The sequence below is a fragment of the Pseudomonas sp. TH07 genome (assembly GCF_016651285.1).
Taxonomy (GTDB): domain Bacteria; phylum Pseudomonadota; class Gammaproteobacteria; order Pseudomonadales; family Pseudomonadaceae; genus Aquipseudomonas.
On the sequence record NZ_JAEKED010000001.1, the window covers coordinates 3432720 to 3447902 of the forward strand.

Consider the following 15183-nt stretch of genomic DNA (forward strand, 5'->3'; position numbering starts at 1 on the left):
GGCACGTCGCGAGTGTGATCTGCTCAGGCCGCCTTGGGCTTGGGCGTGAACTTGGGTGGATGCAGGCCCAACTGCATGCCCTGGTGGACCATGGCCATGATGTCTTCATGGGCCAGGTCGAACAGGCGCTCAAGGCTTGGCAGGACGAAATACAAGGGCTGCAGGATATCGATGCGATAAGGCGTGCGCATCGCTTCCAGGGGATTGAAGGCCTGGTGTTCGGGCTCGTTGGAGAGGCTGTAGACAGTTTCCTTGGGCGACGAAAGAATCCCGCCGCCATAGATGCGTTTGCCGTGGGGGGTGTCGACCAGGCCGAACTCGATGGTCATCCAGTACAGACGCGCCAGGTATACCCGTTCTTCCTTGGTCGCCTGCAGGCCGAGCTTGCCGTAGGTGTGGGTGAATTCGGCGAACCAGGGGTTGGTCAGCAAGGGGCAGTGGCCAAAGATCTCGTGGAAGATATCCGGCTCTTGCAGGTAGTCCAGTTCTTCGCGGGTGCGAATAAACGTGGCTACGGGAAACTGCTTGCTGGCGAGCAATTCAAAAAAGGTCTGGAAGGGGATCAGCGCCGGAACCCGGGCCACCTGCCAACCGGTGGTTTCACCGAGTACCTTGTTGATTTCGCCCAACTGCGGGATGCGGTCGTGGGGCAGGCCGAGCTTTTCGATGCCGTCCAGGTATTCCTGGCACGCGCGACCTTCAAGCACTTTGAGTTGGCGGGTGATCAGGGTGTTCCACACCGCATGTTCTTCGGCCGGGTAGTCGATAAAACCGTGCGCGTCGGGCTCGCGGGCCACGTACTGCGTCTGCTTCATGCTGCTCTCCTGCAAGGGGCTGCGTTCTTGTTATGTATGACGCTAGAGATACTCCAAGGTGCCGGAGCATGCAGCAGGTCGCCGGCGCCTAGCAGGCGCTTTTTAATCAAGAATCGTAAAGTATTCGTTACGAATTGACCTATGTGGCGTAATCATGGCGTTTTCTTGAGTTGATAACGGCGATCACTGTCACATAATCTTTACGTCTATTTGCGCCGCGTCTGAAAAAGTCGGCGCTGCGGGCCGCTGGTTTTGGCGCTCATGCCTCTCTTTACCTGTTTCGGGTCTTTTATATGCGGATCAAAGTCCACTGCCAGAATCGCATCGGCATCCTGCGCGACATTCTCAACCTGCTGGTGGAGTACGGGATCAACGTGGCCCGGGGCGAGGTGGGCGGGGAGCACGGCAATGCGATCTACCTGCACTGCCCGAACCTGATCAATCTGCAGTTCCAGGCCTTGCGCCCCAAGTTCGAGTCCATTACCGGGGTGTTCGGGGTTAAGCGGGTGGGGCTGATGCCCAGCGAGCGCCGGCATATGGAGCTCAACGCCTTGCTCGGTGCCTTGGAGTTCCCGGTGCTGTCGATTGATATGGGCGGTTCGATCGTGGCCGCCAACCGCGCGGCGGCGCAGTTGCTCGGGGTGCGGGTGGACGAGGTGCCGGGGATCCCGCTGTCGCGGTACGCCGAGGATTTTGATTTGCCGGAGCTGGTACGGGCCAGCAAGTCGCGAATCAACGGCCTGCGGGTCAAGGTCAAGGGGGATGTATTTCTGGCGGATATCGCGCCCCTGCAATCGGAGCATGACGACAGCGAGGCGCTGGCGGGCGCGGTCCTGACCCTGCACCGCGCGGATCGGGTCGGTGAGCGCATCTATAACGTGCGCAAGCAGGAGCTGCGAGGCTTTGACAGTATCTTCCAGAGCTCCAAGGTCATGGCGGCGGTGGTGCGCGAGGCGCGGCGCATGGCGCCGCTGGATGCGCCACTGTTGATCGAAGGCGAGACCGGCACCGGCAAGGAGTTGCTGGCCCGAGCCTGCCACCTGGCCAGCCCCCGTGGGCAGTCGCCGCTGATGGCGCTCAATTGCGCCGGGTTGCCGGAGTCGATGGCCGAGACCGAGCTGTTCGGCTACGGCCCGGGTGCGTTTGAGGGCGCGCGGGCTGAAGGCAAGCTCGGGCTGCTGGAACTGACCGCCGGTGGCACGCTGTTTCTGGATGGGGTCGGGGAGATGAGCCCGCGGCTGCAGGTCAAGCTGTTGCGCTTTTTGCAGGATGGCTGCTTCCGCCGAGTAGGCAGTGATGAGGAGGTGTACCTGGATGTGCGGGTGATCTGCGCGACCCAGGTCGATCTTTCGGAGCTCTGCGCGCGCGGCGAGTTTCGCCAGGACCTTTACCATCGGCTCAATGTGTTGTCCCTGCATATCCCGCCGTTGCGCGAATGCCTCGACGGTCTGGCACCGCTGGTGGAGCACTTTCTTGACCAGGCCAGCCGGCAGATCGGCTGCCCGTTGCCGACCCTGGCCCCGCCCGCCATGGAGCGGCTCAGCCACTACCATTGGCCGGGCAATGTGCGGCAGTTGGAGAACGTGTTGTTCCAGGCGGTTTCGTTATGTGATGGGGCGTTGGTCAAAGCCGAGCATATTCGCTTGCCGGACTATGGCGTGCGTCAGCCGCTTGGCGATTTTTCCCTGGAGGGCAGCCTGGAGGATATCGTTGGGCGCTTTGAAAAGACGGTGCTTGAGCGCCTGTATGCCGAGCATCCGAGCAGCCGCCTGCTGGGCAAGCGCCTGGGGGTTTCCCACACCACCATCGCCAATAAATTGCGTGATCATCAGCTCGGCAAAACCCCTGTCGACCGGTAGCCGATGTGGATAGGTTTGGGACGAGTTCGGATGCTGGACTCGGGCGGGTTCTGGAGTGATGCCTGGAGAGCTGCGGCGTTGCGCATGGCAGCGGCTACACGTGTAGCGGTGAGTGCCGTAATACCTCGGGTGCAACTGTGTATCCAGGCCGTTACTTGCCGTTAGCGGCATAAGACCGCCGTTTTTCCGTCTCTCGCCGCGCTCCGAATTTCCTCCCCGCCCCGCCAAAGCCTTGCTCCGCCTGGGGATTGATCGCTCTAAAAAAAGTTGGTGCGCTTATTGCTTAAGGCTCATCAGTACAGCGGTGGGCGGCAAACGTCCGGCAGACAGAGGAAAGACTGTGGACAAGTACCTTTACGTGGCAATGACCGGCGCCAGCCAGAATGCTCTGGCGCAAAAGGCTCATGCCAACAATCTGGCGAACATCTCCACCAACGGTTTTCAGCGCGACCTGGAACAGGCGCGTTCGATGCCGGTGTTCGGTGACAGCTTTCCGGCGCGCGCCTTTGCCATGTCGGAACGTCCTGGCACCGACTTCACGCCTGGCTCCCTGGTGGAAACCGGTCGCGAGCTGGATGTGGCCGTCAGTGGCAATGGCTGGATTGCCGTGCAGAACCCGGGTGGCGGTGAAAGCTACGTGCGCACCGGCAGCCTGAATGTTGACGCCCTGGGTGTGTTGCGGGCGGGCAACGGCATGGCGGTGATGGGCAATGGCGGTCCGATCGCCGTGCCGCCCGAGCAGAAGATCGAAATCGGCCAGGACGGCACCATCAGCATCCGCGCCATGGGCGAAGGCCCGCGGGTGATGGCCGAAGTCGACCGCATCAAGCTGGTCAACCCGGATTTGAAAAGCATGACCAAGGGTCTCGACGGCTCGATCCAGACCAAGGACGGCCAGGCCGCGCCGGCCGATGCCAATGTGCAGTTGGTGTCGGGTTTCCTGGAGTCGAGCAACGTCAATGCCGTTGAAGAAATGACTTCGGTCCTGGCGTTGGCCAAGCAGTTCGAATTGCACATCAAGATGATGAATTCCGCGAAAGAAGACGACCAGGCCATGGCTCGGGTCTTGCAGATCAGCTAATCACCAGTACGTAGCGCCGTAAAACAGGCGCACGAGGAGAATCGAATGCTTCCGGCTCTATGGGTTGCCAAAACCGGTCTGTCCGCCCAGGACACCAACCTGACCGTTATTTCCAACAACCTGGCGAACGTCTCGACCACGGGTTTCAAACGTGATCGCGCCGAGTTCCAGGACCTGCTGTATCAGATCAAGCGTCAGCCTGGTTCGCAGTCGACCCAGGACAGCGAGCTGCCATCGGGCCTGCAAGTCGGTACCGGTGTGCGCATCGTCGGCACCCAGAAGAACTTCACTGCCGGCAGCCTGCAGACCACCGAGCAGCCGCTCGACCTGGCGGTCAACGGTCGTGGTTTCTTCCAGATCCTGCAGCCGGACGGCACCACGTCCTACACCCGTGACGGTACCTTTCACCTGGACTCCAATGGCCAGATCGTCACCGCCAACGGCTTCACCCTGGAGCCTGCGGTTGTGGTTCCCAACGATGCCCAGACCTTCACCGTAGGCCAGGACGGCACGGTTTCCATCACCGTGGCCGGCAACCCGGCTTCGCAAGTGATCGGCAACCTGCAAACTGCCGACTTCATCAACCCGGCCGGTCTGCAAGCCGTGGGCAACAACCTGTTCCTGGAAACCGCCGCCAGCGGCGCGCCGCAGATCGGTACCCCGGGCCTCAACGGTTTCGGCACCACGCTGCAGAACACCCTGGAAACATCCAACGTCAGCACCGTTGAAGAGATGGTCAACATGATCACCACTCAACGTGCCTACGAGATGAACTCCAAGGTGATTTCCACCGCCGACCAGATGCTCTCGTTCGTAACGCAGAATCTGTAATCAGTCTTCGAGGCGGCCTTGAACGGCGCGCCTGCAACACCGTGAGGTAGGGTCATGAATCGGTTTGTGTGTGTTCTAACGCTGAGTGGGATCACTGTGCTCGCGGGCTGTGTCAGCCCGCCGCCGAAACCCAATGACCCGTACTACGCGCCGGTGTTGCCGCGCACGCCGTTGCCTGCAGCCGCCAATAACGGCTCGATCTACCAGGCCGGCTTCGAGCAGAACCTTTATGGCGACCGCAAGGCGTTCCGGGTCGGTGACATCATCACCATCACCCTCAACGAGCGGACCCAGGCCAGCAAAGGGGCCAACTCGGCGCTGACCAAGACCAGCAACAACAGCATCGGCCTGAGTTCGCTGTTCGGCGCCGTGCCCAATACCAACAACCCGCTGGGCGATGGCGACCTGACCTTGAATGCCGGATACAGCGGCAACCGCGCCACCAAGGGCGACAGCAAGGCCGCCCAGAGCAACAGCCTGACCGGTTCGATCACGGTCACCGTGGCCGACGTGCTGCCCAACGGCATCATCGCCGTGCGCGGCGAGAAGTGGATGACCCTCAATACCGGCGATGAGCTGGTACGGATTGCCGGGCTGGTACGGGCCGACGATATCGCCACCGACAACACCGTGTCCTCGACTCGGGTCGCCGATGCGCGCATTACCTATTCGGGCACCGGTTCGTTTGCCGATGCGAACCAGCCGGGCTGGTTCGACCGTTTCTTCCTAAGCCCGCTGTTCCCTTTCTAGGTGATGAAAAATCAAATGCTGAATTTCAAGCACCTGATGGCGGCCGTGTTGTTGCTGTCCACATCCCTTGGCGTACAGGCCGAGCGGTTGAAGGACATCGCCAGTATTTCCGGCGTGCGTTCCAACCAATTGATCGGCTACGGTCTGGTGGTCGGGCTTAACGGTACGGGCGACCAGACCACCCAGACGCCGTTCACCCTGCAGACCTTCAACAACATGCTGTCGCAGTTCGGCATCAAGGTGCCGGCCGGTTCCGGCAACGTGCAGTTGAAAAACGTCGCGGCGGTGTCGATCAGCGCTGACCTGCCGGCGTTCGCCAAGCCGGGGCAGGTGGTGGACATCACCGTGTCCTCCATCGGCAACTCCAAGAGCCTGCGCGGCGGCACCTTGCTGCTGACGCCGCTCAAGGGTATCGACGGCAACGTCTACGCCATCGCCCAGGGCAACCTGGTAGTGGGCGGTTTTGATGCCGAGGGGCGCGACGGTTCGAAGATCACCGTCAACGTTCCGTCGGCCGGTCGCATCCCGGGCGGGGCCTCGGTCGAGCGTGCGGTGCCGAGCGGTTTCAATCAGGGCAACAGCCTGACCTTGAACCTCAATCGCTCCGACTTCACCACCGCCAAGCGCATCGTCGACAAGATCAATGACATGCTCGGCCCTGGCGTGGCCCAAGCCATCGATGGCGGTTCGATCCGGGTGACCGCGCCGCTCGATCCAAGCCAGCGCGTGGACTACCTGTCGATTCTCGAGAACCTGGAAGTCGATCCGGGGCAGGCGGTGGCCAAAGTCATCATCAACTCCCGCACCGGCACCATCGTGATCGGCCAGAACGTCAAGGTTTCGCCGGCCGCCGTGACCCACGGCAGTCTCACCGTGACCATCACCGAAGACCCGATCGTCAGCCAGCCGGGCCCGCTGTCCAATGGGCAGACGGCCGTCGTGCCGCGCTCGCGGGTCAACGCCCAGCAAGAAGCCAAGCCGATGTTCAAATTCGGCCCGGGCACCACCCTGGACGAGATCGTGCGGGCGGTGAATCAGGTCGGCGCAGCGCCGGGTGACTTGATGGCGATCCTTGAAGCGTTGAAACAGGCTGGCGCGTTGCAAGCCGACCTGATTGTGATTTGAGGTAGGCGAGCATGGATATTCGCAAGAGCGGCCTGGTGGGCAGCGGTGATTCGGGGTCGTATTCGGACCTCAACCGGCTTAACCAATTCAAGGTCGGCGACAAGAACAGTGACGCCAACATGCGCAAGGTGGCGCAGGAGTTCGAGTCGCTGTTCCTCGGGGAAATGCTCAAGTCCATGCGCTCGGCCACCGAAGCCCTGGGCAAGGACAACCCGCTCAATACGCCAGCGGCCAAGCAGTACCAGGAAATGTACGACCAGCAACTGGCGGTTTCCCTGTCGCGCAATGGCGGCGGTATCGGCCTGGCCGATGTGCTGATGCGCCAGATGTCGAAGAATAAACCGGTGGTTCCGGGCACAGCGGCTGCCGTGCCGGGGGCCACTGCCGACGCCAAGGCGACGCCCACCGCCATTGCCGCGGGCACCACCGCCATCGGCGGGCCGCTGACCCGGGTCAACGGCCAGCGTCCGCTGTGGGCCTCGCGCGCCGTCGATCCGCACACCTCGGGGACCGTGCACAACGATATGGCCTTGCTCAATCAGCGGCGGATCTCGCTGCCGAGCAAGCTGACCGATCGCTTGTTGGCGGGCATCGTGCCTTCTGCTACCGGCACCGATGCCTCCGGCAAAAACGCCGCGCCAGGGCGCACTACAGCCGCCACTGACGCTGTGATCAAGGGTGACTGGCAAAGTGCGCAGACCTTCGCCGCGCCCCGTGGACGGATGCAGATCTACGGTCGCGCCGTGGCCCAGCCGCCCTTGGCGCCGGCCAAGAGCGCCTTCAGTTCATCCGATGATTTCGTCGCCACCATGCTGCCGATGGCAGAGCAGGCGGCCAAGCGCATTGGTGTCGATCCGCGCTACCTGGTGGCCCAGGCCGCGCTGGAAACTGGCTGGGGCAAGTCGGTCATGCGCCAGCAGGATGGCTCCAGCAGCCACAACCTGTTCGGCATCAAGGCCGGCAGCAGTTGGAAGGGTGATCAGGCACGAGCGATCACCAGCGAATTCAGAAATGGCGAGATGGTCAAGGAGACGGCAGCGTTCCGTTCCTACGATTCCTATCAGGACAGTTTCCATGACCTGGTGACCTTGTTGCAGAGCAACAATCGCTATCAAGAAGTGCTGAAGTCGGCCGATAAGCCTGAACAGTTTGTACGCGAGTTGCAAAAAGCCGGGTATGCAACCGACCCGGATTACGCAAGCAAGATTTCGCAGATTGCCAAGCAGATGAAGAGCTACGAGAACTACGCTGCGGCGGGCGCTTCCACGAATTTATAAGGTCTGAACCATGAGTTTGCTCAATATCGGGATGTCGGGGCTGTCAGCCAGCCAATCGTCGTTGATGACTACGGGTAACAACATCGCCAACGCCGATACCGCCGGCTATTCGCGCCAGCAAACCGTGCAGGGCACCAAGGCCTCCATCCAGTACGGCACGGTGTATATCGGCACCGGTACCACCCTGGCCGACGTGCGCCGCGTCTACAACAGCTACCTTGACGCGCAACTGCAGACCAAGACCTCGCTCAACAGCGACTCGGCCGCCTACCTGGGCCAGGTCACGCCGCTCGACAGCCTGCTCTCCGACAGTGGCACGGGCCTCAATGGCGCTCTGACCAAATTCTTCGCCTCGGTGCAGAACGTCAACTCCAAGCCGGGTGACGATGCATCGCGCCAACTGCTGCTCAGCGATGCCCAGGCTCTGAGCAACCGTTTCAACTCGATGTCCACCCAGTTGAACGAGCAGAACACCACCATCAACGGCAACCTGTCGAGCATGGCGGACCAGGTCAACAAGCTGGCCAGTACCGTGGCCCAGTTGAACCAGCGCATCACCGAGATCTCCAGCTCCGGCGGCATGCCGAATGACCTGCTGGATTCGCGCAACGAAACCGTGCGCCAGCTTTCCAGCCTCACCGGCGCTCAGGTCATGGAGCGCGACGGCAACCTGGATATCTACCTGGGCAGCGGCCAGCCGCTGGTCATGGGCGGCACCGTCAGCACCCTGGAAGTGGTGCCGAGCAAGGACGATCCGTCGCGTTCGGCGATTCAGCTCAATCGTGGCGCCAGCACCATCGACATCACCTCGATCATGACCGGTGGCGAGATCGGCGGCCTGTTGCGTTATCGCAGCACGGTGCTGGACCCGGCCATGAATGAACTGGGGCGCGTGGCCTTGGTGGTCGCCGACCAGATGAACACCATCCAGGCCCAGGGCATCGACAAGAACGGTGAATTCGGCTCGAACATTTTCAGCAGCATCAACAGTGCCTCCCAGGTTGCCCAGCGCAGTGTCGCCTCGACCTCCAACGTTGGCGCGGGCACCTTCAATGTCAACATTGAAGACACCGGCAAGCTGTCGATCAGCGATTACAAGGTGACCTTCACCAGCGCCACCGACTACACCGTGCAGCGCCTGTCCGATGGCAGCTCCGCAGGCTCGTTCAGCACTACGGCCACCACGCCGCCGGTGATCGATGGCTTCTCCCTGAAGTTCACCGCTACCAGCGCGACTGCCGGCGACACCTTCAAGCTGACCCCGACCCGTAACGCCGCGACCAGCATCAAGACCGAGATGACCGACTCCAAGCGCCTGGCCATTGCCGCGCCGCTGGGTGCCGCCATCGCCTCGGGCAGCAGTGGCACGCTGTCGATCCCGGCCAGCGGTCAGCCGACCCTGAAAACCTCGCTGGATATCTACGACACGGCGGCTACCCAGGCGATCCAGAACGGCCTGAAGACATCGACTCCGGTCAAGCTGGTCTTCGGCACTGCCGGCGGCACGACCCAGACTTACCAGTTGCTCGACGCTGGCGGCCACGAGATCAGCAACGGCACCATCGTGCCCGGCCAGAGCAACACCTTGAGCCTGAGCATTCCGCTGGTCGACGCCAGCGGCAACGCGATCATGGATTCGGGCACGCCGCCGGTGCAGCGCACCGCCGCGTTCGAGATGACCGTCGCAGGCTCTCCAGCCTCGGCTGCCGGGATCAATATTTCCCTCAGCCAGCCAGGCACCCTGGACAACCGCAACGGCACGACCCTGGCCGGCTTGCAGACGGCGCAAACCGTCGATACCGGCAGTGCCAGTAAAGGTATTTCCCTGACTGATGCCTACGGCAAGCTGGTCGAAGGTGTGGGCGCCAAGGCCGCCCAGGGCAAGCTCGACAACGCCGCGACCTCGGCCATCCTGGCCAACGCCAAGGGCGCCCGGGATTCGCTGTCGGGGGTCGATCTCGATGAGGAAACCGGCAACCTGGTCAAGTACCAGCAGTACTACACCGCGTCTTCGCAGATCATCAAGGCTGCGCAGGAAATCTTCAGCACACTGATCAACAGTCTTTAAGGAGTCGTAGCCCATGCGCATTTCTACCGCCCAGTTTTACGAGTCCACCGCTGCCAACTACCAGAAGAACTTCGCCAACGTCGTTAAAAGCAGCGAAGAGGCCAGCAGCCTGGTGCGCGTCAACACCGCCGCCGATGATCCGGTCGGTGCCTCGCGTCTGCTGCAACTGGGGCAGCAAGCCTCGATGCTGGATCAGTACAAGACCAATAGCGACACGATCAAGGCGACCTTGGGTCAGGCCGAGTCGGTGATGACCAGCATCAACAACGTGCTGCAACGCGCCAAGGAATTGGCCATCGGTGCTGGCAGCGATGGTTACACCGATGCCGACCGCCAGGCCAACGCGTCGGAGCTTGGGCAGATCGAAGAGCAGCTGTTGAGCCTGATGAACAGCCAGGACGAAAACGGCAAATACATTTTCTCCGGTTCCAAGGGCGATGTTGCGCCGTTCTCGCGTAATAGCGACGGCACCTACAGCTACAACGGTGACCAGGTGACCCTGGACCTGCCGGTCGGCGACAGCATGTCGATGGCCACCAACAGCACTGGTTGGGAAGTGTTCCAGCAGGCGATCAACACCAGCCGCAGCCAAGTGACTTCCACTGCGCCGGTGCCGGGCTCCGCGCAGGACAAGAGCCAAGTCACACTGTCCAACGGCCAGGTAACGTCGGGCGTGACCTACAACAACAAGTTCCGCAGCGGTGAGCCGTACAAAGTTGAAATTGTTGGCGGCAACCAGCTGAAAATCACTGACGCCAACAACCTTGATGTAACGGCCGATGCCAGTCAGGCAGGCGCCTTTGATCCGACCAAAAAAGGCACGCAGACCGTCAGCTTTCGCGGCATTGATCTGAACCTGACTCTCAATCTGGCCACCGGTGATGATCCGGTCGCGGACCTGCCGAATTACAAGTTCGAACTGACGTCCAAGCCGGATTCGTTCAACGTTGCTCGTAGCCCGGGCAACCCGACTGATACCCAGGTAACCGGCACCAAGGTGACCGATCCCGTCGCTTATCACGCCAGTTTTCCAAGCGGCTCGGCGATCCTGAAGTTCACCAGTTCCACTGACTTCGAGCTGTACGCCGCGCCCTTGACCTCAAGCAGCAAGCCGGTATCCAGCGGCACCGTGGTGGGCAACAAGGCCACCGCATCCGGTGTCGAGTTCACCCTGGACAGCACCGCACCGGCCGCGGGCAATCAGTACAGCGTGGCGGTCAACACCCACGAGACCCAGAACATCCTGGACACCGTGAGCCAACTGAAAAACGCACTCAACACTCCGACTATCGGCAACGCCGTTGCAGCCCAGAAGCAACTCGCCGACCTGGCTTCGGGCATGGCCAACCTGGCCAGCGGAACCGACCAGTTGGCCGCCGGCCTGAGTTCGGTGGGTGGTCGCGGCCAGGCGTTGGATACTCAGGTCGATACCAACCAGGCGTTGGTGCTGGCCAATGCCCAGACGCAATCGGGAATCCGCGATTCCGACCCGGCTGCTGTCATGACCCGCCTGACCCTGCAGCAAACGATGTTGCAGGCATCGCAGTTGGCATTCAGCAAGATTGCCCAGCTGGGGTTGTTCAACAAAGTCTGATGCAGTGCAGGGGTTGCGATTGACTGCGCAACCCCTGGTCTTTTCCCTTTTTCGGTTCAAGACGTTCTGCTCTCGCATGAGTTGACGCCTTCAGCTCGAGAGCCCCGCGTGTGAAACCAACTCCTCTTGTCAGCATCGCCATCCCTGCGTTCAACCCACGTTTCTTCCGCGTGGCGCTGCAAAGCGCACTCGACCAGACCTACGAAAACCTTGAAATTGTTGTTTGCGATGATTGCCGTACGGGCGAGATCGAGCAGATTGTCGATTCGCTAAGCGCCGGTTCGAATGTTCTCGTGCGTTATCTGTATAACCCGCTCCGCTTGGGGTTCCAACAGAACATCCTGCGTTGCTTCAACGAGAGCCGTGGCGAGTACATCAAGTTTTTGTGTGACGATGATCAGCTAGTGGTGAGTACCATCAGCCAGCAGGCAGTAGTCTTGCGCGACCATTCAGACGTGCTATTGGTGGTGAGCAAGCGGCGCTTGGTTGACGCTGATGATTATGTCTTGCCAATTCGCATGGAAAACGTTGGCCTTACCCAGTTTGATGGGTTGTTCAAAGGTGAGGACCTGCTCGCCAGTTTTGAGAAAACGCCACGCAACATCTTGGGTGGGTTCAGCTGCGCGCTGATGCGTCGCACCGATATCTCTGCGCTGCTACCTGCCTTGGCACAGCCAGAAGCCGGATTTATCGCACTGCTTGATTTTGCCCTGTTCGTTTGCCTGCTACGACGCGGCAATCTGGTGCAGCTCAGTGCGATTGGTGGTATTGAGCGACTGTACCCGGAGCGCCTGAGCAAACGTCCTGAGGTTGTTTCGGCGGCCATTGTCGAATGGACGTGGCTGGCACAGATGCTTGCACAGCGCAGCGGCGAGACGGCTCCGGCCGTCGACTGGGTACGCTATGTAGCGCTGGACGAAATCGGCGTTTCGCAGGAGCGTAATTGGCAGGAGCTCAATCTTTATACGGTCATGGCAGCACGCCAGGCGATCATGTTGGTCCAGGTTGGCACGGACACCGAGAGCTATGCGGACCTCTACCAGCAGTGGATTGAATGCCGACAGTTCACCCCGTCCCGCAAGCATGTATTGTCCCGCCAGATCGCACGCTGGGCCCATCGCCCGGTCATTGTTCCGATCATCATCGACGCCGAAAATGACGGCTACGACCTTAATTGCACCCTCAGGAGTATTGGCGCCCAAAGCTATGGCTGCGAGTCGGTGCTGGTGTTGTCAAACAGCACGGATGAGCTGGAGCCCAAGGCTCGACGGCTGCCCCTGCACGGCGACTGGCCGCAGCAACTTAATCAATTGTTAGCTGGGCTACCTGACGTCGACTGGTTCTATTTGTTGCGTGCCGGCGACCGGCTGACGGAGTCTGCGATGTTGGTCCTGGCCGACCGGATTGTTGGAGCGCCAGGAGCCAGTTGTATCTACAGCGATGAAGGTGCGCTGGTGGATGACAAGTCTGCAGAGCCGATCTTCAAGCCTGACTTCAATCTTGACCTGATGCGCGGCTACCCCTACGTGGGTCGTGCCCTGGCCTTTGAGCGCAAGCGTTTCCTGGCGCTGGACGGCTTTGATTCGTCACTGGGAGAGTTGGCGCCGCATGACCTGATCTGGCGTCTGGTCGAGACCGATGGACCCCATGCCATCGGACACATTGCTGAAGTACAGGTCGAGTCGGTGTTTAGTTTCGCCCAATGGCTGTCGCTGCCTGAAGTGATTGAGCAAAATGCCCAGCTGACCACCGCTCATTTGCAACGAATCGGTCTCGAGCATGTTCTGCATCCTGGACCAGTGCTGAAACTGGTGTCTCGGATCGAGTACCTTCATCAGGATCGACCACTGGTGTCGATCATCATTGTCGTCACCGACGATCTGAGTGCGCTGCAGCGCTGTATCAATAGTCTGGTCAGCACCACTGCCTATAGCCGCTACGAGATCATCATCGTCGACAATGCCAGCGGAACCGTAGAAATGCGCGATTGGCTTCAGGCCATGGCTGAGCTGGGTAGTGAGACATTGCGCATATTCCTGCGTTCCGAGGGCGGCAGCGACGCGTCGATCAAAAATATTGCGGTGCAGCAGGCACGAGGCGAGTACCTGTTGTTACTCAGCCCCTATTGCGTACTGCATGACGAGCGTTGGCTGGATGAATTGCTTAATCATGGGCAGCGGCCGGAGGTTGGTATCGTTGGGCCACGTACCCTGAACCTGCAAGGCGATGTGATCGATGCAGGCCTGGTATTGGGCCTGAACGGTCTGGCGGGCAGGGCATTTATCAATGAGGCGGTGACCTCTGGCGGCTACATGCAGCGATTGCAGGTAGTACAGAACTGGAGCGCGGTCAGCGGTCACTGCATGCTGGTCCGCAAGCAGGTGTTCGACAGTGTCGACGGGCTTGACGAGGCGATCAGCACGCCGGGCATCAATGCCCTGGATTTTTGTCTGCGTGTGGGTAAGGAGGGCTACCTGATCGTCACCACGCCTTACGCCAATGTAGTGCTGGCACCTCCATCACAGTCTCGAAGCAAAGATGGGCGCAAGCAGCTTGAGCTGGAGCAGGAGGCGTTCTACCAGCGTTGGTTGCCGAAAATAGCCAATGATCCTGCTTACAATCACAACTTGAATCTCAGTGGTCACAGTTTTGGTTTGGCACCAGGTGCGCGTACCGGATGGAACCCTTTGTGTACGCGTACGGTGCCGACGATTCTCGGATTGGCCATGAACAGCTCGGCAATCGGGCACTACCGCATCAGCCAGCCGTTGTTCGAGTTGCAGGCGGCCGGGCGAATTGTCGGCCGCGTTGCGTATGACATGCCGTCGATCATTGATATCGAACGACAATCGCCGGATGTCATCATTCTTCAAGGGCGTTATAACACCAGCAAATTCAACGACATCGCTCAGGTTAAAAACTACTCCCAGGCGTTGCGGATTTATGAGCTCGATGATTACGTAGTCAGAATTCCGGAAAGGAATGAACACATCCGTAACATGCCCGACAACATCGAGGCGTTGATGCGTCAAGGGGTTGCCATGTGTGATCGGGTGGTAGTTTCGACCCCTGCGCTGGCAAATGCCCTGTCTGACATGCATCACGATATACGCGTGGTGCCGAATATGTTGGCCCCATCCCTGTGGACTCATATCACCAGTCAGCGCCGAACGTCACGCAAGCCGCGTGTAGGCTGGGGGGGCGGCACCAGCCACCGTGGCGACCTGGAACTTATCGCCGAGGTGGTCCGTGAATTGGCGCAAGAGGTCGAATGGGTGTTTTTTGGTATGTGCCCCGATCTGCTGCGCCCCTATATCCACGAGTTCCATCCGGGTGTCAGCCTCTCGGAGTACCCGGCGAAGCTTGCGAGCCTGAACCTGGATCTTGCTTTGGCGCCGCTGGAATTTCATATCTTCAATGACTGCAAAAGCAACTTGCGGTTGCTCGAATACGGCGTCTGCGGCTTTCCGGTGATCTGTTCCGACACCGAGGCCTATCGCGGGCACCTGCCTTGCACAAGGATCCAGAGCAACAGTACCGGTGAGTGGCTACAAGCGATTCGCATGCACCTCTCGGATCCGGATGCGAGTTACCGCATGGGCGATGAATTGCGCGAAGTGGTCTTGCGCGATTTCATGTTGCGTGGCGATAACCTGCAGTACTGGGCCGATGGTTGGCTACCCGATTGATGTGCCGCATTGGTGAGTTATCAACAGAACGTTCTGCCGCTGATTCGGCTACCCGCTCGTTATAGGAATTGATATGCAAAGTAACTTCTCAAAT

10 protein-coding genes are annotated in these 15183 nt (G+C 60.2%); 9 read left to right on the forward strand and 1 reads right to left on the reverse strand.

The window, feature by feature from the left end; all coding sequences use genetic code 11:
- Nucleotides 1–23 precede the first annotated feature (23 nt).
- Complete coding sequence (gene phhA / locus JFU57_RS15995; protein ID WP_078470966.1) at nt 24–815, reverse strand: phenylalanine 4-monooxygenase; 792 nt, start codon at nt 813–815, stop codon at nt 24–26.
- 293 nt (nt 816–1108) lie between these two features.
- Between phhA and JFU57_RS16000 the strand changes: the two genes are divergently transcribed.
- The 9 genes from JFU57_RS16000 (at nt 1109) to JFU57_RS16040 (ending at nt 15089) form a co-directional block, all read left to right on the forward strand.
- Nucleotides 1109–2674, forward strand: a complete 1566-nt coding sequence (locus JFU57_RS16000) for a sigma-54-dependent transcriptional regulator (protein ID WP_078470967.1) — start codon at nt 1109–1111, stop codon at nt 2672–2674.
- A 340-nt stretch (nt 2675–3014) separates the two neighbouring features.
- Nucleotides 3015–3755 carry a flagellar basal body rod protein FlgF gene (locus JFU57_RS16005; protein ID WP_201130006.1) on the forward strand — a complete coding sequence of 247 codons (741 nt, stop codon included), beginning with the start codon at nt 3015–3017 and terminating at the stop codon, nt 3753–3755.
- A 45-nt stretch (nt 3756–3800) separates the two neighbouring features.
- Nucleotides 3801–4586, forward strand: coding sequence for a flagellar basal-body rod protein FlgG (gene flgG / locus JFU57_RS16010; RefSeq protein WP_020299315.1), 786 nt, complete (start codon nt 3801–3803; stop codon nt 4584–4586).
- A gap of 54 nt (nt 4587–4640) precedes the next feature.
- Nucleotides 4641–5336: a flagellar basal body L-ring protein FlgH gene (gene flgH / locus JFU57_RS16015; RefSeq protein WP_078470969.1), complete on the forward strand. Its 696-nt coding sequence runs from the start codon at nt 4641–4643 to the stop codon at nt 5334–5336.
- Nucleotides 5337–5351: 15 nt separating this feature from the next.
- Complete coding sequence (locus tag JFU57_RS16020) at nt 5352–6461, forward strand: flagellar basal body P-ring protein FlgI (RefSeq protein WP_020299313.1); 1110 nt, start codon at nt 5352–5354, stop codon at nt 6459–6461.
- A gap of 11 nt (nt 6462–6472) precedes the next feature.
- Nucleotides 6473–7738, forward strand: coding sequence for a flagellar assembly peptidoglycan hydrolase FlgJ (gene flgJ, locus JFU57_RS16025; RefSeq protein WP_078470971.1), 1266 nt, complete (start codon nt 6473–6475; stop codon nt 7736–7738).
- Nucleotides 7739–7748: 10 nt separating this feature from the next.
- Nucleotides 7749–9806 (forward strand): flagellar hook-associated protein FlgK, encoded by a 2058-nt coding sequence (gene flgK / locus JFU57_RS16030; protein ID WP_078470972.1) that lies wholly within the window; start codon nt 7749–7751, stop codon nt 9804–9806.
- Between the two features lie 13 nt (nt 9807–9819).
- Entirely contained in the window at nt 9820–11400 is a 1581-nt protein-coding gene (locus JFU57_RS16035) for a flagellar hook-associated protein 3 (protein WP_201130007.1), read from the forward strand.
- Between the two features lie 110 nt (nt 11401–11510).
- Nucleotides 11511–15089, forward strand: a complete 3579-nt coding sequence (locus JFU57_RS16040; RefSeq protein ID WP_201130008.1) for a glycosyltransferase — start codon at nt 11511–11513, stop codon at nt 15087–15089.
- Nucleotides 15090–15183 lie beyond the last annotated feature (94 nt).

Coding starts and splice junctions, on each gene's coding strand:
- flgJ (WP_078470971.1), top strand. CDS start 6,473: ATGGATATTCGCAAGAGCGGCCTGGTGGGCAGCGGTGATTCGGGGTCG.
- JFU57_RS16020 (WP_020299313.1), top strand. CDS start 5,352: ATGCTGAATTTCAAGCACCTGATGGCGGCCGTGTTGTTGCTGTCCACA.
- JFU57_RS16000 (WP_078470967.1), top strand. CDS start 1,109: ATGCGGATCAAAGTCCACTGCCAGAATCGCATCGGCATCCTGCGCGAC.
- flgG (WP_020299315.1), top strand. CDS start 3,801: ATGCTTCCGGCTCTATGGGTTGCCAAAACCGGTCTGTCCGCCCAGGAC.
- flgK (WP_078470972.1), top strand. CDS start 7,749: ATGAGTTTGCTCAATATCGGGATGTCGGGGCTGTCAGCCAGCCAATCG.
- flgH (WP_078470969.1), top strand. CDS start 4,641: ATGAATCGGTTTGTGTGTGTTCTAACGCTGAGTGGGATCACTGTGCTC.
- JFU57_RS16035 (WP_201130007.1), top strand. CDS start 9,820: ATGCGCATTTCTACCGCCCAGTTTTACGAGTCCACCGCTGCCAACTAC.
- phhA (WP_078470966.1), bottom strand. CDS start 815: ATGAAGCAGACGCAGTACGTGGCCCGCGAGCCCGACGCGCACGGTTTT.